The sequence below is a fragment of the Paraglaciecola sp. genome, from assembly GCF_039943935.1.
Taxonomy (GTDB): domain Bacteria; phylum Pseudomonadota; class Gammaproteobacteria; order Enterobacterales; family Alteromonadaceae; genus Paraglaciecola.
Map to the genome: position 1 here is coordinate 152,416 of NZ_JBDUZQ010000016.1, position 23,913 is coordinate 176,328.

Sequence of the window (23,913 nt, forward strand, 5' to 3'; positions counted from 1 at the left end):
TCCGGTTTGTACATAAAAGCAATCAGGGATTCATCCTTGCCTGTTGCCATATTATTTTGACTTAAATGATTAAAACTCACCTTTAAACCAACTTTGAATTCGTTGCCAAGCCCCATCGCTCGCTTTTGCTTTACTAGCAAGCTGACTCACTAAATGTTCTTTTCCGTATTGCAGTAATCCAACTGCGGTGGCAAATTTCGCATCATCGACATATTCAGATAAGCCTTTCATTTCTAAAGGCTCACCTACTCTTACTGGCATTTGAAAAATTTCTTCGGCAAACTCTACGGCCCCTTCCATCTTCGCTGTTCCACCTGTTAGTACTATGCCTGCTGCAATCTGTTCTTCAAATCCACTGGCACGAATTTCATCATGCACCAATTCAAATAACTCTTGATAACGAGGCTCAATAACTTCTGCAAGTGTATGCCTAGACATAGCTCTTGAAGGACGCCCTCCAACACTATGAACTTCAATACTTTCCTCCATGCTCACCATATCTTTCAGCGCACAGGCATAATTAATTTTTATCTCTTCAGCATGGCTTATCGGCGTTCTGAAGATTTTCGCTATATCACTTGTGATTTGATTACCTGCAGCTGGTATCACAGCGGTATGTCGAATCGCACCATCAGTATAAATAACTAAATCTATCGTACCGCCGCCTATATCGACTACACATACTCCCAGCTCTTTTTCATCATCTGTTACGACTGCGTAACTAGAAGCAAGAGCAGAAAATATCAGTTGATCCGCGGTCAAATCGCAACGTTCTACACACTTTACTAAATTCTTAGCCATATCATCAGCACAGGTAATAATATGCGCTTGGGCTTCCATTCTAACACCCGACATTCCGATTGGATTTTTAATCCCTTCTTGAACATCAATGGTAAATTCTTGAGGTAGCACATGTAACAAGCGACGTTCTGCAGCAATAGGAACAGATCGAGCAGCATGTACCACGTTATCTACATCTTCTTGCGTCACTTCTTTATTGTTAATAGGAACCATGCCACTTTCATTTTGGCATTTCACATGACGACCTGAAATAGCCATAAAAACGGAAGAAACGCTGCAATCAGCCATTAATTCCATTTCATGCACAGCACGTTTTACAGACTGAACAACTAAGTTCAGGTCATTTACTCCGCCCTTATCCATACCTTTTGAAGCATGACTTCCTACACCAACAACACTAATGGAGTTATCGTCGAGCAGCTCGCCCACAATCGCTTTAACATTACTGGTGCCTATATCTAAGCCAACAATTAACTTTCTTTCGGTACCCTTAGACATTTTGCCAAGCTCTCTCAATATTCACACTCACGATATTTAATTCTCAGTTATCTCTATCACATTTGATTTTCAGCGGTTTTCCAGCCGACAGCCAAACCAGTGTCGTAACGCAAGTCGACATAATCAACTTGCTTATCTTGCTTTGAAATTAGCGGATACAAATCCACGAACCTTTGCAATCTATCAATAAATTCAATTCTGCCTAGGTTTAACCTAATGCCGTTACTCAATTGAATATTCCATGCAAATCGCTCACTTAAAAACATCTCAACTATATGCAAATTAGTGGAGTCTAAAAGCGATTGCATATTCCTATAACCCTGCAATGCTGTTTGTTCACTACCACCTGGCCCGAATAAACTTGGCAGTCTCAACTGTTTCAGCTTAGCTAGGCCATTTATTTGAGCATTAAATACGTCACCATTCTTATTTAACAGCATATCGTCGTTCCAGATGGCAGAAGGTATTTGTTCTACAACGAAAACCTCTAAACCACTTGGCCAGCGCTTACGAACCGATGCTCTGTAGACCCATGGCATCGACTCTACTGTTTTGTGGGTCTCATCCACATTAAGCTCAAAAAAACTACCAGACTGGGTGCGTTTTATTAACGCTTCAACCTCAGCATCATCAATAAATGTTCTGTTACCAGAGACCACAATATTTTGCACAGGCGCCTGTTGTTCATCTTCTAACCATGCAACAAGTTCTATGACGCCTATAACTAATAAAATTATTAAGGTAACAAAAAAAACCAACCCCGCATAAAACTGCGAGCCTTTACTAGACTTTTCAAGTAAAGGCTGCTCACTCATTATGCTTCGTTACCTTCAAGCAGTTCAGATGTCGCCAATATCGCTAATGACAAATCCGTAAAACTTAATCCTGCTTGTTTAGCCGCCATAGGTACTAAACTTTTTTCTGTCATACCAGGTACAGTATTCGCCTCTAACAGATAAAACTTTCCTAATTTGTCTTGCATAAAGTCCACTCGCCCCCAACCTGCCCCAGCAACGGCATCAAACGCCTCTAATGCAAGTTCAGCTAAAGCTGTTTCTTTATCGGGTGATAAGCCACTTGGACAAGAATACACAGTACTATCGGCTTGATACTTAGCCGCATAATCATAAAACACTCTTGGAGTAGTCATACTAATAGATGGCAACGCCTTGCCATTCAATATACTGACCGTATATTCAGAGCCATGGACAAACTGTTCAATCAAAACTTTATTATCGTATTTAAACGCGTCTTGAATGGCCGTTTCTAGTTTTTGTGCAGTATCAACTTTAGCCATACCTATGCTGGATCCTTCTTGCGCAGGTTTGACCATAACTTCATTCCCAAGGCTAGCCATTATAGCCTCGCATGATCCCGCATCATAGCTTCTTTTGTCTGCAATTTTGTATTTTGCAGTCGGTAGACCTAGACTTTGCCAAACCTGCTTACAACGAATTTTATCCATACATAGAGCGGAGCCTAAAACTTGAGAACCAGTATAGGGAATATTCAACTGCTGCAACGCCCCCTGAAGCGAGCCATCTTCACCTCCGCGGCCATGTAACATGATGACAACACGCTCATATTTTTCGGCTAATAAATCAGTTAAGGGCTTGTTGGCTGGATCAAAAGCATGCGCATTTACCCCAGCCTCAAGCAAACTTTGTAATACCGCGGTACCTGATTTTATTGAGACGTCTCGTTCAGCAGAATTACCACCAAACATCACCGCAATTTTACCAAATGACTCGGGAGCTTGTTGACTTGCATTAATCATTTTTAAACCCCTTACTCAAGCATTCAGGCTCCAATTCAGCCTTCTGTAAAAATTTTGCAATTTGTCCAATATTTCCTGCCCCTTGAGTCAACACTATATCTTGGTCTTCTAGTGTTTCAGCTAGCAATATAGGTAACTCTTGAATGTCAGAGACGTAGATAGGTTCTACTTCACCACGCTTGCGAATTGATCGACATAATGCTCGACTATCAGCGCCATCAATCGGCTCTTCTCCAGCGGAATAGACTTCAAGCAATAGTAAAACATCAACCTTAGATAAGACTTTAACAAAGTCTTCATACAAATCTCGAGTACGGGTGTACCTGTGAGGTTGATAAGCCATGATTAAGCGCCTGTCAGGCCAATTGTTCCTCACAACCGCTATAGTTGCAGCAACTTCAGTGGGATGGTGCCCATAATCATCAACTAAAATAGCTTGGCCTTTACCTGTCTGGTAATCCCCTAAAAATTCAAAACGACGACCAATTCCCGAAAAGTTACCTAAAGCAGTCACAATGGATTCATCATCAATATTCTCATCAGTAGCTACAGCAATAGCAGCCAAAGAATTTAAGACATTATGATGACCAGGAATGTTCACTGTTATCCGTAAATTCTCCTTACCTTCACGCACCACGTCGAAGCTACTTTGGTTAAACCCTAATTCTATATTAATTGCGCGAACATCCACCTGTTCAGAAACACCATAAGTTAAATATTTTCTGCCCACCTTTGGCAAAAGCTCACGTATAACTGGATCGTCGCCACATAGCACTGCTAGTCCATAGAAAGGTAAGTTGTGTAAGAAGTCGATATAAGTGTCTTGCATTTTTTGGAAGTCACCATGATAGGTTTCCATGTGATCGGCTTCGATATTGGTAACCACTGACACCATAGGTTGTAAGTGTACAAAAGACGCATCACTTTCATCAGCTTCTGCAATTAAATATTTACTTGCTCCTAACCTAGCATTGGTACCAGCACTATTAAGTAAACCTCCAATTACAAAAGTAGGGTCAAGTTTAGCTTCTGCAAAAATGGTTGAAATCAAACTTGTAGTTGTTGTTTTTCCGTGAGTTCCAGCAACGGCAATGCCATAACGGAAACGCATCAACTCAGCCAACATTTCAGCTCGCCTAATGACTGGAATACGTTTCGCATTTGCCCCAATAATTTCTGGATTAGTATTATCAATAGCACTCGACACCACTACAACGTTAGCCTGCGCGATATTGGTTTCAGCATGCCCCATATAAATAGTTGCGCCCAGCTCTTGTAACCTTTGGGTCATACCATTGGCTTGTCTATCTGAGCCCGAAATCGCATAACCTTCATTTAGCAATACTTCTGCAATCCCACCCATACCTGCTCCACCAATTCCAATGAAGTGAATATTTTTAATTCTGCGCATTTCTGGCACTTGGTAATGGATTGAGTTGTCTATAGTCATGCCGCTTGCTCACTTAATTCTATACAAAAATGTGCAACATCTTTTGCAGCACCTATGCGGGCAATTGCTTTCGCATTTTTGCCCATTTCTAATAATTTTTCTGGTACCCCTTGAGAAGACTCAATAAGTATTCTTAACCCTTCTGGCGTCAACTCTTTCTGAGGCAACAAGTAGGCTGCACTGGCATCCACTAGCACCTGTGCATTTTTGGTTTGATGATCATCAACTGCATGGGGTAAAGGTACAAACACAGCGGGCACACCTGCCGCCGCGACCTCAGCCACAGTTAAGGCTCCTGCACGGCAAACAACCAAGTCTGCCCATTGGTAAGCTTGAGCCATATCATCAATGAACTCACTTAGTTGATAAGACGATTCATTAGTAACAAACTGCTTGTAGTGCTGCTGCACTGTACTTAAATGCCCTTTTCCAGTTTGATGGCGTACATTGACATTTGATAAACCTTGTAAAGCCACAGGCACAGTTTCATTCAAAATTTGAGCACCTAGGCTGCCACCTACAACTAATATCTTTAAAGGCATTTGAATAGACTCTTTAGCAGGTAATGCTGAAAACTCAGTTCTAACAGGGTTCCCTACATAGCTATACTTAATAATGTTCGTTTTTTGTGCAACAAATGTATTATCAAATCCTGTTAAAACTTGCGTCGCTATTTTCGATAACAGTTTGTTAGTTAAACCGGGCACTGCGTTTTGCTCATGCAACACAAGAGGTAACCGGTTAAGCCAAGCTGCAACTCCACCGGGGCCACTAGCAAAGCCACCAAGCCCAATGACCACATTAGGTTTAAAAGTTTTAATCACTATGTGAGCTTGCCAAATTGACTTAATAATTTTAAATGGCGCCATAAGTAATCTAAATAAACCATTTTTACGTACACCAACTACATCAATGAAACTAATAGGAAAACCTGCCTTTGGAACTAAGTTGGCTTCAATTCGAGTGCTGGTTCCTAGCCAATGAATGTCCCATCCTTGCGCTGCTAACTCAGCAGCCACTGCCAACCCAGGAAATACATGACCACCTGTACCACCTGCCATGACTAATAATTTCTTAGTCATGTTTGTTATCCCCTTCAAAATAAGGAGCTGAGACTTCTACATCTTCAATAACATCGGCAACTTCTTGCTTACCTTGTTTAACACGCGCTCGCTTTTGAACTTTAGCTTTTTTACCTTTATTGAGAGCTTGAATTCCGTCTACCCGCATCTCAAAATCAATGCGCAACAAAAGTGCAGTAGCTATAGACATAATAATGATGCTAGAACCACCATAGCTAAATAATGGAAAGGTCAAACCTTTAGTAGGTAAAATCCCGGCACTAGCGCCAACATTAACGGCGGTTTGCAAACTAAACCATATACCAATTGAGTAAGCTAAATAACCTTCAAAAGGCCTTTCTCTGCCAATAGCCAAATGTCCAATCCTCATTGCTTTCATCACTATGCATAACATAATAAGCAAGACTGAAAACACCCCGGCAAAGCCAAGTTCTTCAGCCAAAATAGCCATAATAAAATCGTTATAAGCTTCTGGAAGATACTCCAATTTTTGGAGACTGTTACCCAGCCCTTGCCCGAATATATCCCCTCGGCCATAAGCCATAAGTGACTGGGTAAGCTGATACCCCGTTCCAAATGGGTCAGCCCATGGATCTAAAAATGATGTGATACGTTTGATTCGATATTCTTCGGCATAAACGAGTGAAACAACTGCTAAAACTCCAGCGATAGCTAAACTAAAAAATTGCCAGAGTTTGGCTCCAGCTAAAAATAATAAACCGATGGTTGTGAACAACATGACAACCACAGTACCTAAATCAGGTTGCGCTAAAAGCAACACAGCCAATACAAAAAACACTGCTAAAGGCTTAAGAAAACCTTTAACACTCTCTGTCACATCTTCATGCCTGCGAACTAAATAACCAGCCAAGTAACAAAAGAAATACAATTTAGCAGGCTCAGCCGCCTGAATAGTAATTGGGCCTACCACCAACCAGCGAGTTGAGCCATTAATGGTTCTACCTACAGCTAAAACGGCAACTAATAAAACTATCGCAGATAATAATAACCAAACATTACTCATGCTCCACCAACGCATAGGAATTTGCATTACTATCATGGCGGCAATCATGGCTAACACAATGTAAATAGAATGCCGTATTGCAATATGAAATGGGTTATCAAAAATACGTTCAGCAGCAGGCATTGATGCTGACGTAACCACCACTAAACCAATGGACATAAGAGCAATAGCCAATAGCAATAATGTTAAGTCATAAGGCCTAAAATTATCTTGAGGCGGCATAGCATCATGCTTTTGAGTAAACAGCTGCCTCAGACTACTAAGGTTATTGTCAATTACAGTACTCATTTAGATAACTCCTTAACGGCATTAGCAAAACAATCACCACGTTGCTGATAGCTCACAAACATATCTAAACTTGCACAAGCAGGAGACAAGAGAACAGTATCACCAGAGCTTGCCAATTGAGCTGCTTGTTGCACCGCCTGCTCAATACTGGCCACTGAATAACTCACTGATTTAGCTGATTTAATCTGATTGCCGTCTTTTCCTAATGTAATTAATACGTCAACTGACTCTCCTATACACTCATTTAAAGGCGTAAAGTCAGCACCTTTCCCTTCACCTCCCGCAATTAGAATTAACTTACCTTTTACGTCAGACATTAAGCCCTTAATGGCGGCTAAGGTTGCCCCAACATTTGTGGCTTTAGAATCATTAATCCATCTAATATTTTCGATTAAAGAAACCGTCTGGCAACGATGAGGAAGGCCTCCAAACTCTCTAGCTCCCTGTTTAATACTCTCGTCATCAATCTCAGCTACTTTAGCTAATGCCGCTGCAGCCTGAATGTTTGACATATTGTGGTCACCGACCAACAAACAGCTTTGAGCATCTAAATAAGCTACTTGATTTAGCAAAATACGGTTATGTTGTTTGTCCCAAGAAAAGCCATCAACACTTGTAGTAAAGCCAAAACTAAGAGTCGCTTTTGAATTTAAGGGATAAGATAATATGTCATCACGATTACAGACTGTATTTTGAGCCTTTTTATAAATACTCAATTTAATGTTTTGGTAAGCCTCTAAATCACCATGTCTGTCTAAATGGTCTTCGCTAACATTTAATACCGTAGCCACTAATGGCGCTAACGAAAAAGTGGTCTCAAGCTGAAAACTAGATATTTCTAAAACAATGATATCAGCAGGCTGTTCCAGTAAATCTAAAACAGGAATACCTATATTGCCTCCCATCAGCACTTTTTTACCTGCAGCTTTACACATTTCGACAACAAGGTGTGTAACAGTGGACTTACCATTTGACCCCGTTATGGCAATAACCGGGACTTCATTAAACTGCGCAAAGAGCTCAATATCACCAATGACTTGAACACCAGATTCAATCGCTTTTTGAATAACAGGTAAGTGTAAATCTATGCCGGGGCTCAGAACGATTAAATCCACTTGATTTAATCGATTGCCATCAAACGGCCCTAAAAATAATGGAACATCTAGTTTTAATGCCAATTCACTGCGGCTATCCATGGCGATGACTTGCGCCCCCTTAGCTTTTAAAAAACGTACGCAAGATAGGCCTGTAAGACCAACTCCCACGACAACAACTTTTTTATTGGCTAAGTTTAGTTTAATCACTTTTCAGGACGCCTTTTAACGTAATTTCAAGGTAGCAAGCCCTATCAGGACCAAAATTAAAGATACAATCCAAAAGCGCACTATCACTCTTGGTTCAGGCCAACCTTTTAACTCAAAGTGATGATGAATAGGTGCCATTCTAAATATGCGCTTACCTCTTAGTTTAAAGGAGCCAACTTGTAAGATGACCGATAGGGTTTCTATAACAAAAATGCCGCCCATGATGATAAACACGATTTCTTGCCTTACCAACACAGCCAACACACCTAAAGTCGCACCTAGTGATAACGACCCCACATCACCCATAAATACTTGAGCTGGATAAGTGTTGAACCATAAAAACCCTAAGCCAGCACCTACAATAGCGGTACACACTATGACAAGCTCACTAGTTAGTGGTAAATGAGGGATATTCAGGTAGGTGGAAAAATTAATATGCCCAGTAACATAAGCAAAAATGGCAAATGCACCAGCCACCAAAATAACCGGCACTATGGCTAACCCATCTAAACCATCAGTTAGGTTCACTGCGTTACTAAAACCGACTAAAACAAAATAAGTAGTGACTAAGAAAAAGAGGCCCATCTGCGGCATGACTTCTTTGAAAAATGGAACCAACAATGCAGTTTCCGCAGGGCTTTGTTGACTAGAATACAAGTAAAATGCCACAACAATAGCAATAGCAGACTGCCAAAAATATTTCCACCGAGCAATTAAACCCCTTGAGTCTTTACGAATTACTTTACGATAGTCATCTACAAAACCTATTACTCCGTAGCTCACCACCACAAACAAAGTTACCCAAACATATCTGTTACTTAAGTCAGCCCAAAGTAAAACACTAGATACTATGGCTGCCAAAATCAGCAATCCCCCCATAGTCGGTGTCCCAGATTTAGCCAGGTGAGATTCAGGTCCATCATCTCTGATAGTTTGACCAATCTGCATGTTTTGCAACCACCTGATCATTTTAGGGCCGATAATCACAGCGATAAGCAGAGCGGTTAAGGTACTTAAAATCGCTCTTAAGGTCACATAAGAAAACACTCTAAAGGCGCTATCAAATTGCTGTAGCCAATCGGCTAGCCACATCAACATGCTATTCGCTCCCTAATTCTTTCAAGCTTTCCCAAGGGGGATACCTCCAACGCAGCTACAACCAATTCCATTTTTGCACTTCTTGATCCTTTCACTAAAATACTGATATCACATTGCTCCAAGGTGACATTTTGATTGATATATTCAATTAATGGCTCTAACGCTCTAAAGTGTTTGCCCTGATGAGCAAATACATCGCTAGCAGATTGACTTAACACGCCTAAACTAAACAACTGGTCTATCCCGTTCTCTTTGGCATATTCCCCTACTTTCTCGTGGTAATACCGTGCTTTTTCACCTAACTCACCCATGTCACCTAAAATAAGTATTTTTCTACCTGCAAAACTTGATAACAAATCAATACCTGCATTCACTGAGGCTACATTTGCATTGTAGGTATCATCCAAGATTTTCACTTGATTAGTCAGTTGTTTAACATGTAAACGTCCAGCTACATGAGTCATGACCCGCAAACCTTCACGAATGTCTTCTAGGCTAGCGCCCACATTTAAAGCAAGTGCCGCAGCGACTAATGCATTACTGACATTATGAACTCCAGGTATCGTCAGCGTAATATCTTTACGCCCCTCAGGCGTCACTAATTCAAACTGAGCGCAACCATCAAGACCTAGAATAATATCTTCAGCATAGATATCGGCAGACGTTTCGATACCAAAGGTTTGAGTCTTGTTATATTTCAACTTCCCTAACCAAAAATCGGCAAACTGACTATCAGCGTTAACAACAGCAAGGCCGTCGTCAGATAGCCCTTTGAATATTTCACTTTTCGCTCTAGCGACTCCTAACAGGCTACCGAAACCTTCTAAGTGAGCTGCGGCTGCGTTAACAATTGTGACTACATCGGGCTGGACAAGTTTGGTGGTATACGCGATTTCTCCTAAATGATTAGCGCCCATTTCAATCACTGCAAACTCATGGTCTTGCTCTAGTCTAAGCAGCGTAATTGGCACGCCTAAATCGTTGTTAAAATTACCTTTTGTAGCTAAAACCTTGCCTTTACGAGAAAGAATTGACCCCACCATTTCTTTCACAGTCGTTTTACCGCTACTACCGGTAATACCGACAGTTTTAGGTGACACTAGCGCTTTAACCGCTGCGCCTAAACCACCAAGAGCTAAGCTAGTATCTTCTACTAAAATATAAGGCAAAGTTGTTTCAACATGTTTTGAAACGATGAGCGCAACCGCGCCTTTTTGATGGGCTTGTTCGATAAACTTATGACCATCAAAGTTGGGACCTACAAGGGCTAAAAATAAGTCACCAGCTTGAATACTTCTAGTATCAGTGCTGACACCATCAATGACTATATCTTGACTGCTTGTATCAACTAATTGTCCGTTAGCTTTATCCGCAACCCATGACAGTGAAACCGGGATCATATTATTTTGCCTTTTTGAAATTGTGAAACGAAATACCGCTCATCATAGGGTACTGTCTTGTTGCCAATCACTTGATAGCTTTCATGGCCTTTGCCCGCCACTAAAACCAAGTCATTACCAGATGTATGGGAATATGCTATTTGAATAGCAGTTTTGCGATCATGCTCAACCAATATTTGCTGAGCATCACTGCAACCAGCTAAAATATCATTGATAATCTTCTCTGGATTTTCGCTTCGGGCATTATCATCCGTAAGAATAACGTGATCTGCTAACCTTTCAGCAATAGCTCCCATTAAAGGGCGCTTACCCGTATCTCTATCGCCCCCCGTGCCAAAAACGCACCAAAGCTTGCCTTTACAATGTTGCCTAGAGGCAATCAATGCTTTTTCAAGAGCATCTGGTGTATGGGCGTAATCAACGACTATGCTGGCTTTGCCTAACCGGCTATAGACTTCCATTCTTCCCGCAACTGGTTTTATTTTTTGTGCAAGATAAGCAATTTGTTTCATGCTTCTACCCAAACATAACTGACTACAAATTGCTGCTAACACATTAGACACATTAAACCCGCCTAATAGGGATAAACGTAGTTCACCATTGCCCCATGAAGAATAAAGCGTCATGCGAATACCGTCAGAAGTAAAACGTAAATTATTGGCTACGCAGTATTGGTACCCTTTAGGGATAGACGCAGCAGTAACATTTTGTCCAAATACCACGACTGATATATCATTCGACACTTCTGACAACCAATTTTCATGTTCGGGATCATTGATATTAACGATGGCATATCGCAATTGACGCTGTGATAGCAAAACTCTTTTAGCTGCAGCATATTCATGCATAGAACCATGATAATCCAGGTGGTCTCGGCTTAAATTAGTAAAAATGGCAATGTCAGTTTTGATAGCTCGAATGCGGTGTTGTACTAGGGCATGTGATGATGCCTCTAAGGCAACTTGTGACACGCCATCACCTACGAATCCAGCTAATAGACTCTGCATACTAATAGCATCTGGCGTAGTGTTAACTGTAGTTTTAAGCTCATTATGAACCGAGCATTTAAACCCCCCCGCCCCCAACGTCCCAATGGATGCACTTCGTTCACCCATTAAATCAGCCAATTGATTAATAAGCTGAACGGTCGATGTTTTACCATTGGTACCAGTAACAGCAATAACAGACATTGAATTTGCGGGATATTGATAGAAGCAAGCCGCCACTTCGGATAGATTCTCTGGTAATTGATAAAACGATACTATGACTGTTTGCTCACGCATTTCGAGGTTGCCATGCATGCCTAGATCATCACATTGGGTCAAAATCACTTTAGCGCCTAAGCTTATTGCTTGTGGAATAAAGTCACGCCCGTCTTGGGTGTATCCTTTAACAGCAACAAAAGCTTTGTGTATCGCCACTTTACGACTATCTAATACTAATTCACCTATCCATAAATCAGGAGCGTCAATACCAAAGTTAGCTAGTAGCGGCTTAATACTTTGATTAAAAGCTGTATGAAATTGTGTATCAATACTTACCATATCAGCCTTCATTAACGGCCTCCATGGTACTTTTCCCCTGAGATGCTACAGCTAAAGAAGACACACTCTTGTTATCAGGGGGAACATTCAACATTTGTAAACTAGCAGCCATCACCTTAGAAAAAACAGGAGCTGCTGTATGCCCAGCATAATATAGCTCGCCTTTGGGTTCGTTAATTAAAATCACCACTGCCAATTGCGGGTTAGAAACCGGTGCGACACCAGCAAAAATATTAACGTACTCTTCTCCATAACCATTACTTACAGCTTTACGGCTAGTACCCGTTTTACCTGCAACACGATAACCTGGAACTCTCGCTTTTTCAGCTGAACCTCCCTGTTGCACAACACTTTCCATCATATGCAACACTTGCTTAGTCGCGTGTTCACTTAACACCCGTTCAGAGTCAACAGGCGTATCTGTTTTTACTAAACTCAAAGGTCGTTTAACACCACCATCACCCAAAATGCTATACATTCTAGCTAACTGTAATGCGGTTACAGAAATACCATAACCGAATGAAAGTGTAGATAATTCAAAGTCAGACCAACGGTTTCTTTCATTAAAAATACCGTTACTTTCACCTAGCAAGTTAGCTCCGCTATCACTCATTAGACCGACGTTATAATAGGTATCTAACAAAAACTCCTTGGGCACAGACAGTGCTAATTTTGACGTTCCCATATTGCTAGATTTACGAATAATTTCTGTTAAATTTATTTCACCATAATTACGTGAATCTCTAACAATATTGCCACCTAGATGCATCCACCCTGGCGAAGTATCGATCAATGAATCTACCTCAACCGCACCAAACTCTAATGCACTTAATACAGCGAGAGGTTTAATTGACGAACCTGGCTCATAAGCATCTGTCACTGCACGATTACGAATACGATGGGCTGATACCCCAAAGCGGTTGTTGGGATTAAATGAAGGGCTATTAACTAAGGCTAAAATTTCACCGGTGTTGACATCAACCACCACCGCCGAACCAGAAGTTGCTTTATAATATTGAACCGCTTGCTTCAGTTCTTTATATGTAATCGCTTGAATACGTTGATCAATTGTCAATTGAATATCCTGAGCGGCTTCGCCCTCTTTGAATTCAATCAACTCAACCATACGACCTTTACCATCACGACGAATCTTACGACTGCCACGAGACCCTGCTAGCCATTTATCATAAAGCTTTTCTACGCCTTCAATACCTGTGTCATCAACGTTGGTAAACCCAACCACATGGGCCGAGACCTCACCGCTTGGATAATATCGCCTTGATTCATCTCGTAGATACACCCCTACTAACTCTAGTTGGTCAACATATTCAGCCATAGCAGGTGACACTTGACGTTGCATATAGACAAAACGTTTACTAGGGTCATCAATCTTACGTTTTAGCGAGTTAACATCTTGTCCTAAAACATCAGCTAGCGCTTGCCAACGTTTGGCTTGCTTCTTATTAAAACCAACAAGGTCAAACTCTGAGTCATCTTCTGCTTCTTTTTGGGCTTTAAGTTGAGCATCATAAATCGCCTTCGGATCTGCCCAAATCGCTCTAACTGGCACACTTACAGCCAACTGCTGACCATTTCTGTCGGTTATCAAACCTCTGTGTAATGGGTTATCTCGTGTTCGCAGCGTTCGGTTATCGCCTCGCTTAATTAATAAATCAGGTGATACTACTTGGATATAAACCGCTCTAGCACTCAAACCAACAAATACCAATAAAATAGCACCAATCACTACCACAAAGCGCCAATGCAAGAGAGCAGGCACAGTGTTTAACTTAGCTTGTTTAGCTTTTTTATTATGGAGGGTGCTGGCTTTGGCTCGACTCACTTTATCCTCACCACTACTTCTTGATTAGGCTCTGGGCGATGCATGTTCAATTGCTTTTTTACCAAGGCTTCAATGCGGTTATGTTCAGTCAAAGCGCTCTGTTCTAATACTAAGTGACGCCACTCTACATCGAGTTGATCTTTTTCTTGCATCAGGCGTTCAATGGCAATAGACATTTGCCTATTATGGTGGGCGCTTAGGATGACTAAGGACGCACTAACCATCACTGCCAGAAACAACAAAACCCGCACTGGATGGCGGGCTAAATCAGCAACAACAAAACTAAGAAGATTGAAATTTGTTTTGGCGCTGGTCATAATTTTTCAGCTACCCTTAACACTGAGCTCCTAGCTCTAACGTTAACCTCCAGTTCTTTGGGGGAGGGCTTTGTTGCCTTACCAATTGTTTTCATTGCTTTCGTTGCATCAATCTCAGATTGCATCATGGGCATACCATGGGGCACGTTTAACCCTCTGCTTTGCTCCCGCATAAAACGCTTAATTAATCTGTCTTCTAATGAGTGAAAGCTAATAACAGCTAACCTGCCCTGAGGTGCTAAGGTAGCCAAAGCAGCCTTGATACCGGTTTTTATTTCATCTAGCTCACTATTAACGTATATCCGAATACCTTGAAAAGCACGGGTAGCAGGGTGCTTAAATTTGTCTTTTACAGGTACCGCTTCATCAATAATCTCAGCAAGTTGCGCAGTATCAGTAATAGGAGTGACAGCACGAGTATTGACAATGGCATGGGCGATACGCTTACCAAATTTTTCTTCACCAAACTCTTTTATAACTTGCGTGATATCTTGTTCGTCTGCCACTGCAAGCCATTCTGCAGCACTCATTCCTTTACTCGTATCCATGCGCATATCTAAAGGGCCTTTGCGCATAAAACTAAAACCACGTTCAGCATCATCTAACTGGGGAGAAGACACCCCTAAGTCCATCAAAATGCCATTTACTTTACCGACTAGACCTAATTCCTCTGCAACATCTTGTAATTCAGAAAACGCTCTGTGGTGAATAGAAAACCTAGGGTCGTCTGCAAACTGCTTAGCCGCTTCAATAGCGGTTAAGTCTCGATCAATAGCGATCAAGCGACCTTTATCTGATAACGCAGCCAATATTTGTCGTGAATGTCCACCACGGCCAAATGTCGCATCCAAATAGATACCATCAGGTTGGATAGCCAAACCATCAATAGATTCGTTCAAAAGAACTGATAGATGGGTGAAGTCGTGGTCCATTAAAGAGAAAAGTCCTGTAGTCGTTCAGTTAGTTCAAAATCACCTTCTTGTTCGGTAGTAACATCTAAAGTGATTTGTTGTTGCCACACTTCAGCATCCCAAATTTCGAATTTATTAAATTGTCCAACTAACATAATTTGTTTATCTAATTTTGCATGCTGTCTTAATGGTGCATTTAGCAAAAATCGACCGTTCTTATCCATATCGCCTTCACTTGCGTTACCTAGTAACATTCGTTGCATACGGCGTTCATGGGGATTCATGCTAGACAAGCGACTTAACTTAAGTTCGATCTCTTCCCACTCAGGAAGCGGATAAAGTAATAAACACGGCTGTTGGGTATCAATAGTGCATACTAGTTGCCCTAAACAATCGTCCAGCAAAGACTGGCGATACTTTGTGGGTATCGTTACACGTCCTTTTATATCTAGATTGATTGCACTGGCGCCACGAAACATTGTCTAACCTTTATATGTATCTATCGAAAAATTAATCGGTTTAAGTGGCCACCAACACATTCATAAGAATTTTGTTGTTTTTAGACCATTTTGATCCACTTTGTGCCACTATTACCCACATTACACAGTTTATGTACCACCTGTCCATCATGTCAAGGACTAAAACCATCAATTTCATAGGTTGCCAGCCCTTGAATTTATTGGACTTACCGAAGTGTTTGATATAGCGGGAGAAAAACAATAGGTGGTAGGAATTAGCGACACTTAAATTACGCATAGCGGCCTAACGTCAAGCGTTGCGACTAAAAATTTAGAATGACTAGGTTTTCAGAAAAGTCTGAGTTTAGCGTTACGCTAGCCTTAATGTTAATACCAACTACAATACTAAACTTTGCATTTGAGCTTGTTAATTATGTCCATTAGAAACTGTATTTTGTCCATAGACCAAGGAACGACCTCTTCCAGAGCTATAATATTTGGTCCAGATTCACAAATATTAGCCTCTGCCCAGCAAGAGTTTGAACAGCATTATCCAAATGATGGCTGGGTCGAGCATACCCCAGAAGATATATGGTCATCGACCCTTCAAGTATGTAAAAAAGCCTTAGTTGAAGCATCAGGTAAGGGCGCAGAAGTCATTGCTGTAGGTATCACCAACCAGCGAGAAACGACCATGGTTTGGGACAGAAAAACAGGTAAGCCCATCTACAATTCGATTGTGTGGCAAGATAGACGCACTGCTGCCCAATGCAAAACTTTAAGAGAGGCAGGGCATTCAGAATTGGTTCAAAGTAAAACAGGGTTATTACTCGACCCTTATTTTTCTGCATCTAAGGTGTCTTGGATGTTAGACAACGTAGATGGCGCAAGGCAAAAAGCAGAGGCGGGTGAGCTAGCCTTTGGCACAGTAGACAGTTTTCTGATTTGGCGTTTAACAGCAGGTAGAGTGCACGCTACAGATGTAACGAATGCTAGTCGTACCAATCTCTTCAATATACACACCTTAAAGTGGGATGCGGACTTACTTGAGCTATTTTGCATTCCGTCCTCACTATTGCCAACTGTTAAAGAGTGTACAGATGACTTTGGAAAAACATGCCCCAAAATGCTGGGTTATAGCCTTCCTATTTTGGGTGTCGCTGGTGACCAACATGCAGCAAGCATTGGTCAGTGTTGTTTTCAAAAAGGCGCAATAAAAAGTACCTATGGCACCGGTTGTTTTGTGATGCTAAATACTGGTGACAAAGCTTTGAAATCTAAAAATAAATTACTCACTACAGTGGCCTATACCATAAAAGGACAAACTCATTACGCTTTAGAAGGGTCAATTTTTGTGGCAGGCGCTGCCATTCAATGGTTGCGAGATGGTTTACATCTAATTCAATGTGCTTCCGAAACAGAATCCCTAGCAGAAAGCATCAATGACAACCATGGCGTTTTCTTAGTCCCGGCTTTTGCAGGCTTAGGTGCCCCCTATTGGGAGCCCAATGCCAGAGGAGCTATATTTGGCCTAACTCGGGGAACCACAGGCGCTCATCTAGTGAGAGCCGCTTTAGAATCAGTTTGCTTGCAAACTCATGATTTATTGGATGCAATGGCTGAAGACGGTGTTAAACCCAAGCATATTAAAATAGATGGCGGAATGGTTGCCAACGATTGGGTATGTCAATTTCTAGCAGACATTTTAAATATTGAAGCCAAACGGCCCAAAATACTGGAAACAACTGCATTAGGTGCTGCTTATTTAGCAGGCCTGCAGGCTGGAATATATCAATCAACCGCAGAGCTAGCCTCTATGAATGAAATAGAAAATCACTTTGCCCCCCAGATGCCACAAACAACAAGACAAAAATTACTCAAAGGATGGTCTTGCGCCATTCAAAGCACCTTAGGATTTAATGCATGATCACACAAACACTTTTCGGAACCATGCCAAATGGACAAGACGTTACCCAATACACCTTAACCAACACAAAAGGGGTAAGCATTGATATTTTAACATTAGGCGGCGTGATTAGACGTTGGTTGATTCCTACATCAAAAGATGCAACGACAGATATTGTATTAGGTTACGACACTCTTGAAGATTACGTAAACGATGACAGTTCTTTTGGCGCATTAGTTGGCCGCTATGCCAACCGTATTGCCAAAGGAAAATTCACTTTAGAAGGCGTTGACTATCAGACTGATATCAACTTAGGAGACCATTGTTTACATGGTGGCAGTCAGGGGTTTAGTAAAAAAGTATGGAGCAGCAGTGTTTTATCTAACTCAGAAAACCCTTCCATAATTTTAGAGTTAAATAGTGAAGATGGAGACCAAGGATTTCCAGGGGATATTTATGTCAAAGTAATCTACACCTTAACGGAACAAAATAGATTAAAAATAGAGTATTTTGCCAATGCCTCACAAAGTACCGTTTTTAACCCCACAAACCATAGTTATTTCAATTTAAATGGTCATAACAGTGGGCCGGTAGACCAGCACAAAGTACAAATATTAGCTAGCCAATACACCCCGATTGATAATGAAGGCGTTCCAACCGGTGAAATAGCAGCCGTGGACAATACACCTTTTGATTTAAGACCGTTAACAAGCATAAACCAGCCTTTGTCGGCACAAAACGAACAAATACAGTTTGGTAACGGATTAGACCACAACCTATGTTTAGACTATTACTCATCTGAATCAAAGGTTGCAACGTATGCTGCACAGGCTCAAACGGAAGACGGATGCGTTACCTTGAAGGTATATACCAATATGCCTGGCATACAAATATTTACAGCAAACCATTTAAGTAATAAAAAGGGGAAAGAAAGCACGCGATATCAAGCTCGTCATGGGGTGTGTTTTGAAACCCAGTTTTTCGCAGACTCCCCCAACAAACCTGACTTTCCAAGTACAACCTTAAAGGTAGGTGAAGAGTTTTATTCTATAACTGAATACGAAGTTTTATTTTAATTACTATACGAGTAACTGTAGTAATAGGCAGTCGCATGACTGCTTATTCAAGCATACTTTACTATCTCAAACGTACTAGCTGTTTGATATCTTCAATTCGACTAAACAAAAATTTGTCTGCATTTTTATTGGCATTTGTGAGAAACAAATCATCACTGTAAGTCTGGCTTAAGAGAGTCGTTTCCAGTTGGCTGATAGAGTCTACTTTTATGAGGTCATAGCTTTCTTAATGGGTAGTGGTGACCAATGAGCAAACCTTTATTCATAAGCCGCAGGTGTTAATACACGCTAAAAAGCTAAAATACTCTAACCAACAAAGTACTAATTGGACAGACGACTTCAACAGCTTACTATCAGTCCTGAAAAGTTAACAAAGTGAAAACCTCATATACTAAAAAACCCCGTTATGGCTCACCATAACGGGGTTTTCAAGCATCACTAAATGTGACCTAATTTATTCAGCAGCTGGAGCGGCTTCTTCAGGCTTATCTAAAGAAAGCTGTAAAGAATGAACTGGATTGTCACTATCGGCCGTTAATTGTGCTAGGCGGTTAAGCTGACCTAATGACATTAATACTGCGTAGATTGCCCCTAAGAAACCACTTTTATGCAGCTCAAGTATTTTATCTGAATCAAGTTCTTGAAGGCGTTTTTCACTGATAGTTTGCATACCATTGATGTTACGCTTTTCGCCATTTACGTACTGAGCACGAACTACAATTGGATCAAATAAGTCCAGCTCTTCTAGCTCAGCAATAAACTTGCGAGTTCCCATCTCACTATTTGTTAGCTCCGACAGTAATTTTTGCCTATTTTCAAGGTAAGGGCTAGCGGCGTCATCGACAAATAAAGGTTCACCTTCTGTGCCTACTAAATCAGAGTTCTCATCAATGTACACACCTAGCTTTTCGCCATCAGGACGAACATCAAAAGGGTAACGTTGCACATTCATAGGTACGACATGTCCTTCCCACTTACCTTCTTTTGCAAACAAATTAACGCCTTGCTCAATACCTAACATCACAACACTGTGAGTAGTATTGCTTTTAGGATCTTTGATAAAGATGATAGGCATACAACTGGCTAACTGAGCATATTCACGAATTGAAGCTGCGGCTAAATGTGATTCTTTTGCATGAGAAAAATCATTACTTAGTTTTACATGAAGATCTTTGTGTGTATTTTTATCTAAAGGGATGTAACTCATTGTCATTGGAATATTCTCTAATTATTTTTATAAAGCGATATTAATTATCGCCCTAACTACTTATGTTCAAATCTATCTGGGGATGATTATTTCGTTTACAAGTAAAAAACAGACACCAACAATTTTTATTTGAATAATTGACGGAGTATCGCTGTAACGAATCATGAATATAACAAATGGTATTAACGCCATTTTTAAGCTCATATTCACCCTAAGTTTCAAAATTATCACAATAGTGACAGCAATAATTTCAACCCTAGACTTTATTCGGGATAAAAAATCCAGAGGTATCGTAGACAGATTAGATTATTTGTTACGACAGGTTTAAGCCATCCTCTATACAAACTAGCATCAATTGAACCTTTCATCGTGTTTTCATGCACTAGTCAGCGTCTTCTAGTTGGTCGCCCCAATGGAAAATGTTATAATTTTGTTACGATGCATCAATGACTTGTATTTTATGGTACGAGTAACGTATCTTCCACCTAGATAAAAACTCTAGACTTCTACTCAACACTTTGTAGAGGCTTTACAACAAAACAAAAGATCAGGAAACGATTAGATGGGTTCAAAAAACAACTATAAATCTGCCTTTGCATTTTTAACCATACTCTTCTTTATGTGGGGTTTTATAACAGTATTAGTGGACGCTTTGGTTCCTAGGCTCAAAGATGTATTTGAGTTGAGCTATGGTCAATCAATCATGGTGCAATTTGCTTTTTTCGGGGCTTTCTTTTGCTTTGCTATCCCTTCAAGTTTTTTACTAGAAAAAATTGGCTATCAAAAAGGCATAGTAGTGGGCTTATCTGTGATGGGCTTGGCATGTTTGCTGTTTTATCCTGCTGCAAGTATCAGGGAGTTTTGGATATTCATTACCGCATTTTTCACCCTTGCTGCAGGTATTACCCTGTTACAGGTTGCTGCTAATCCTTATGTTACCCTACTAGGCGATGAACAGTCAGCTTCTAGTAGGTTAAATTTATCCCAAGCCTTTAATAGTTTTGGTACCTTACTCGCACCAATAGCCGGGGCATTATTCTTACTTAGTGATACCGTCTTAGATGCCAAAAGTATTGCTCAGTTAAGTGAAGACGCTAAGGTTGAGTACTATGCTAATGAAGCGCTATCTGTACAACAGCCCTTCGTCATTATCGCCCTTATTTTATTTGCTTTAGCTGCAGTGTTTGGCTTCAAAACTCTACCTTCTTTAATTCAAAAAGCCCCTAAAGATGGTTATTCCCTACTATTTAAACATAAAAAGTTTTTGCTGGGAGTACTCGCTATTTTTATGTATGTGGGCGCTGAAGTTTCTATTGGAAGTTTTTTAGTTAATTATTTCCAAGAGTTGCAGGTTATTGACACCATTAAAAACAGTGCATTCTTAAGTGGTCTATCGTCATTTTTATTAATAGGCAAAGATATTACGGATGTTGATGCCAATGCAGTGCTTGGTTCATTTGTCACCCTTTACTGGGGTGGTGCTATGGTTGGTCGATTTGTCGGTGCATTCCTAATGCGATACATCAGCAGTGGTAAATTACTGATGATATTTGGTTTACTTGCAAGCACCATGATTGCAGTTTCAGTCACTGCAAGTGGAGTTACCGCTATGTTTGCAATTTTAGGTGTGGGTTTATTTAACTCTATTATGTTCCCAACCATCTTTAGTTTGGCCTTAGATGGATTAGATAACCTTAAAGCACAAGCCTCTGGGTTACTGGTTATGGCGATAGTGGGTGGAGCTTTAATTCCTAAGATAACTGGCTCTATTGCCGATGCTTTCGGAACAGATGAAGCAGGCTTATCTACAGGAAGCGGCTTAAGCATTGCCTTTCTTTGTCTTATTTTATGTTATTGCTACATTGCATTTTTTGGCGCAACCAAACGCAAAATGGGCACTGGTGCATAATTAAAACAACTCAAAACATCACCTGTTTAGATTTAAACAACCTAAACAGGTGAGCAACTTTTAATACTTATTTCCTCTCTATTTTTTTAATACCTGTTTCATTAAGAAACAGAATCTAGGTACTCTTGTAATTTATCATCGGCTTCTTCTCCAAACAGTATCTTACATGCCGCTTTCAACCCAGGGTCTGCGAGAATATCCGCCTGACTTACCACTAAAGATATTTTAGAGCGACGTCTTAAAAAATCATCCAACTTAGTAACCATTTCTCGCTCAGCTGCATGCTCTATTTCAACTCTAAGATACTCAGAGTTTTCAATAAGTAACTCAGCTTCCGCTGGATCTTCGCGAATTTTTTCCAACATGTTAATAGCGTTTCGACCATAGCGACGCCAAAATCTTGTGGTTAATGGCTCAGTAGATGTAGGGGGAGTTAATAAGTCAAAATCCATTAATTTAGCCCGATGAAAAAACTCATCTCGCACGGTATTATCTGGTTCGCCGTACCACTTGTAATCTTGATGGGGTAACTCAACCCCCAAACTTTTGACTATTGATGCGATTTCGTTACCTACATTTATACAATCAGTGAGTTTGCCACCAAATATAGACAGATACTTATCTGTCACATCCACATCAATGGCATGTTTGCGCGATAACTGTAACCAATCTCCTTGTCCACCTGCACCTTTTACAGCTAGCGGCCGAACGCCGCACCGTTCAGCAATCACATCAGCTTGAGTCAAAGGTTGAGGTAAGTTCAAAAGCTTATTTACATTATCTAATACGAACTGTCTATCAAATGAAGTTACCTTGGCTGTAGGATCTTCCGTTTGAGTATCAGTGGTCCCAATACACGTTTTAGGGCCCATTGGGATTACAAAAAACAAGCGTCCATCATCGGCAAAAAATGTCAGCACTTTATTATCATGAATTATTTGGTCAACAATCAGGTGAATACCTTTAGAAAACAGATGCTTATGTTCAGTTTTCTGAAAATTAACTTTATTAACCAAGTCTACATATGGTCCAGCCGCATTGATGATTACCTTTGAGTTTATAATGAATTCATCACCACTTAAGGTATCTTTTGCCTGAGTCTGCCATTGGTTATTGATTTTTTTAGAGTCTACGGCGGCAACATAATTAGCAGCGATACAACCATAACTCATACTAGAGCGTATAAAATTAAAAACAAACCTAGCGTCGTTATCATGTAAGTAGGCATCTGAATATTCAAAACCGCCAGAAACATTTTTAGCATTCACCACAGGCTGAAGCTCTTTAAGTCTTTGCCGCGTTATATAGATTGGTGCTTTTGTAAAAAAACGCCCCATCGCCCAATATAAAAGTGTGCCCAAGTAGATAAAAAATGGTTTAAAACGAAAACCTTTTTGAATGCTAGTAAAAAATCGTATTTCTTTCACCGTTGACGGATAACTCTCCATCAAATGATTGCGGCTTTTACATAACTTATTAACCAATGCATATTCATGGCTTTCTAAATATTTTATGCCCCCCCAAGCTAAATTCGACGAATTAGAACTCGTAAAACTGGCAAAGTCTCCTTGATCCACTAATGCCACTTTCACACCTTTTGCAGATAAAGCAGCGGCAGAGACAGCTCCATTAATACCACCACCAATGACTAAAACATCAAAGGTTTTTGCAGGGAGTTTCTTGAGGTTACTTTTTCTTAAGTTAGTCATTTAAAACCTCTGTATGTTTAACAAAAAAGTAGGCGTTCGTCTGAAATATATAAAAACAAAAACGATACAAGAACACAATCTCAACCCTACGTTAATGTCGACTTTACTTTGTGAGTCCAACCTATAATTTGCTTAAATACCGAGTTGATTTAGCGCGACTTCTTCTACCACATTACACAAGCATTCAGAGTAACACTTACTCAGGTAAGTATACTTGCAGCGCTATAAAATAACGGGATCTTGATATTTAGGGTAAAAGAAAACGGTACAAGTAAGCGACAATACACATCAATTAGCATAAGCAGGCATCA

19 protein-coding genes are annotated in these 23,913 nt (G+C 40.5%); 3 read left to right on the forward strand and 16 right to left on the reverse strand.

Going from position 1 to position 23,913, the window contains the following annotated elements; all coding sequences use genetic code 11:
• Positions 1-69: 69 nt before the first annotated feature.
• The 14 genes from ftsA to mraZ are packed head-to-tail and all read right to left on the reverse strand — an operon-like array spanning position 70 to position 15,816.
• Positions 70-1,299 carry a cell division protein FtsA gene (gene ftsA, locus ABJD71_RS09550; RefSeq protein ID WP_348168005.1) on the reverse strand — a complete coding sequence of 410 codons (1,230 nt, stop codon included), beginning with the start codon at positions 1,297-1,299 and terminating at the stop codon, positions 70-72.
• Between the two features lie 56 nt (positions 1,300-1,355).
• Positions 1,356-2,114 (reverse strand): cell division protein FtsQ/DivIB, encoded by a 759-nt coding sequence (locus tag ABJD71_RS09555; RefSeq protein WP_348168008.1) that lies wholly within the window; start codon positions 2,112-2,114, stop codon positions 1,356-1,358.
• Positions 2,114-3,076 (reverse strand): D-alanine--D-alanine ligase, encoded by a 963-nt coding sequence (locus tag ABJD71_RS09560; protein ID WP_348168011.1) that lies wholly within the window; start codon positions 3,074-3,076, stop codon positions 2,114-2,116. Before ABJD71_RS09560 ends, ABJD71_RS09555 begins: the two co-directional genes overlap by 1 nt.
• Entirely contained in the window at positions 3,069-4,526 is a 1,458-nt protein-coding gene (murC, locus tag ABJD71_RS09565) for a UDP-N-acetylmuramate--L-alanine ligase (RefSeq protein ID WP_348168014.1), read from the reverse strand. Before murC ends, ABJD71_RS09560 begins: the two co-directional genes overlap by 8 nt.
• On the reverse strand, positions 4,523-5,617 hold the full coding sequence (gene murG, locus ABJD71_RS09570; protein WP_348168111.1) for an undecaprenyldiphospho-muramoylpentapeptide beta-N-acetylglucosaminyltransferase: 1,095 nt from the start codon (positions 5,615-5,617) through the stop codon (positions 4,523-4,525). The genes murC and murG overlap by 4 nt, the downstream gene beginning before the upstream one ends.
• Positions 5,601-6,920 (reverse strand): cell division protein FtsW, encoded by a 1,320-nt coding sequence (ftsW, locus tag ABJD71_RS09575; protein WP_348168017.1) that lies wholly within the window; start codon positions 6,918-6,920, stop codon positions 5,601-5,603. Before ftsW ends, murG begins: the two co-directional genes overlap by 17 nt.
• Entirely contained in the window at positions 6,917-8,224 is a 1,308-nt protein-coding gene (gene murD, locus ABJD71_RS09580; protein ID WP_348168020.1) for a UDP-N-acetylmuramoyl-L-alanine--D-glutamate ligase, read from the reverse strand. The genes ftsW and murD overlap by 4 nt, the downstream gene beginning before the upstream one ends.
• A 15-nt stretch (positions 8,225-8,239) precedes the next feature.
• Positions 8,240-9,322 (reverse strand): phospho-N-acetylmuramoyl-pentapeptide-transferase, encoded by a 1,083-nt coding sequence (gene mraY / locus ABJD71_RS09585; protein WP_348168023.1) that lies wholly within the window; start codon positions 9,320-9,322, stop codon positions 8,240-8,242.
• Positions 9,316-10,722, reverse strand: coding sequence for a UDP-N-acetylmuramoyl-tripeptide--D-alanyl-D-alanine ligase (murF, locus tag ABJD71_RS09590; protein WP_348168026.1), 1,407 nt, complete (start codon positions 10,720-10,722; stop codon positions 9,316-9,318). The genes mraY and murF overlap by 7 nt, the downstream gene beginning before the upstream one ends.
• Complete coding sequence (gene murE, locus ABJD71_RS09595; protein WP_348168029.1) at positions 10,719-12,278, reverse strand: UDP-N-acetylmuramoyl-L-alanyl-D-glutamate--2,6-diaminopimelate ligase; 1,560 nt, start codon at positions 12,276-12,278, stop codon at positions 10,719-10,721. The genes murF and murE overlap by 4 nt, the downstream gene beginning before the upstream one ends.
• Positions 12,268-14,109, reverse strand: a complete 1,842-nt coding sequence (locus tag ABJD71_RS09600) for a penicillin-binding transpeptidase domain-containing protein (protein WP_348168032.1) — start codon at positions 14,107-14,109, stop codon at positions 12,268-12,270. The genes murE and ABJD71_RS09600 overlap by 11 nt, the downstream gene beginning before the upstream one ends.
• Complete coding sequence (gene ftsL / locus ABJD71_RS09605; protein ID WP_348168035.1) at positions 14,106-14,426, reverse strand: cell division protein FtsL; 321 nt, start codon at positions 14,424-14,426, stop codon at positions 14,106-14,108. Before ftsL ends, ABJD71_RS09600 begins: the two co-directional genes overlap by 4 nt.
• Positions 14,423-15,358 carry a 16S rRNA (cytosine(1402)-N(4))-methyltransferase RsmH gene (gene rsmH / locus ABJD71_RS09610; protein ID WP_348168038.1) on the reverse strand — a complete coding sequence of 312 codons (936 nt, stop codon included), beginning with the start codon at positions 15,356-15,358 and terminating at the stop codon, positions 14,423-14,425. The genes ftsL and rsmH overlap by 4 nt, the downstream gene beginning before the upstream one ends.
• Complete coding sequence (mraZ, locus tag ABJD71_RS09615; protein WP_348168041.1) at positions 15,358-15,816, reverse strand: division/cell wall cluster transcriptional repressor MraZ; 459 nt, start codon at positions 15,814-15,816, stop codon at positions 15,358-15,360. The genes rsmH and mraZ overlap by 1 nt, the downstream gene beginning before the upstream one ends.
• Positions 15,817-16,228: 412 nt before the next feature.
• Between mraZ and glpK the strand changes: the two genes are divergently transcribed.
• Complete coding sequence (gene glpK, locus ABJD71_RS09620; RefSeq protein WP_348168044.1) at positions 16,229-17,722, forward strand: glycerol kinase GlpK; 1,494 nt, start codon at positions 16,229-16,231, stop codon at positions 17,720-17,722.
• Entirely contained in the window at positions 17,719-18,777 is a 1,059-nt protein-coding gene (locus tag ABJD71_RS09625) for an aldose epimerase family protein (protein WP_348168047.1), read from the forward strand. The genes glpK and ABJD71_RS09625 overlap by 4 nt, the downstream gene beginning before the upstream one ends.
• Before the next feature lie 454 nt (positions 18,778-19,231).
• Here the strand turns inward: ABJD71_RS09625 and ABJD71_RS09630 are convergent, their stop codons facing one another.
• Positions 19,232-19,990, reverse strand: coding sequence for a SapC family protein (locus ABJD71_RS09630; RefSeq protein ID WP_348168050.1), 759 nt, complete (start codon positions 19,988-19,990; stop codon positions 19,232-19,234).
• A gap of 556 nt (positions 19,991-20,546) precedes the next feature.
• On the opposite strand from ABJD71_RS09630, the gene ABJD71_RS09635 reads away from it, so the two are divergent.
• A complete protein-coding gene (locus tag ABJD71_RS09635) occupies positions 20,547-21,893 on the forward strand; it encodes a sugar MFS transporter (protein ID WP_348168053.1) in 1,347 nt (448 codons plus the stop codon).
• Positions 21,894-21,994: 101 nt separating this feature from the next.
• On the opposite strand, the gene ABJD71_RS09640 is transcribed toward ABJD71_RS09635, so the two are convergent.
• Positions 21,995-23,602, reverse strand: a complete 1,608-nt coding sequence (locus ABJD71_RS09640) for an FAD-dependent oxidoreductase (protein WP_348168056.1) — start codon at positions 23,600-23,602, stop codon at positions 21,995-21,997.
• Positions 23,603-23,913: the final 311 nt, after the last annotated feature.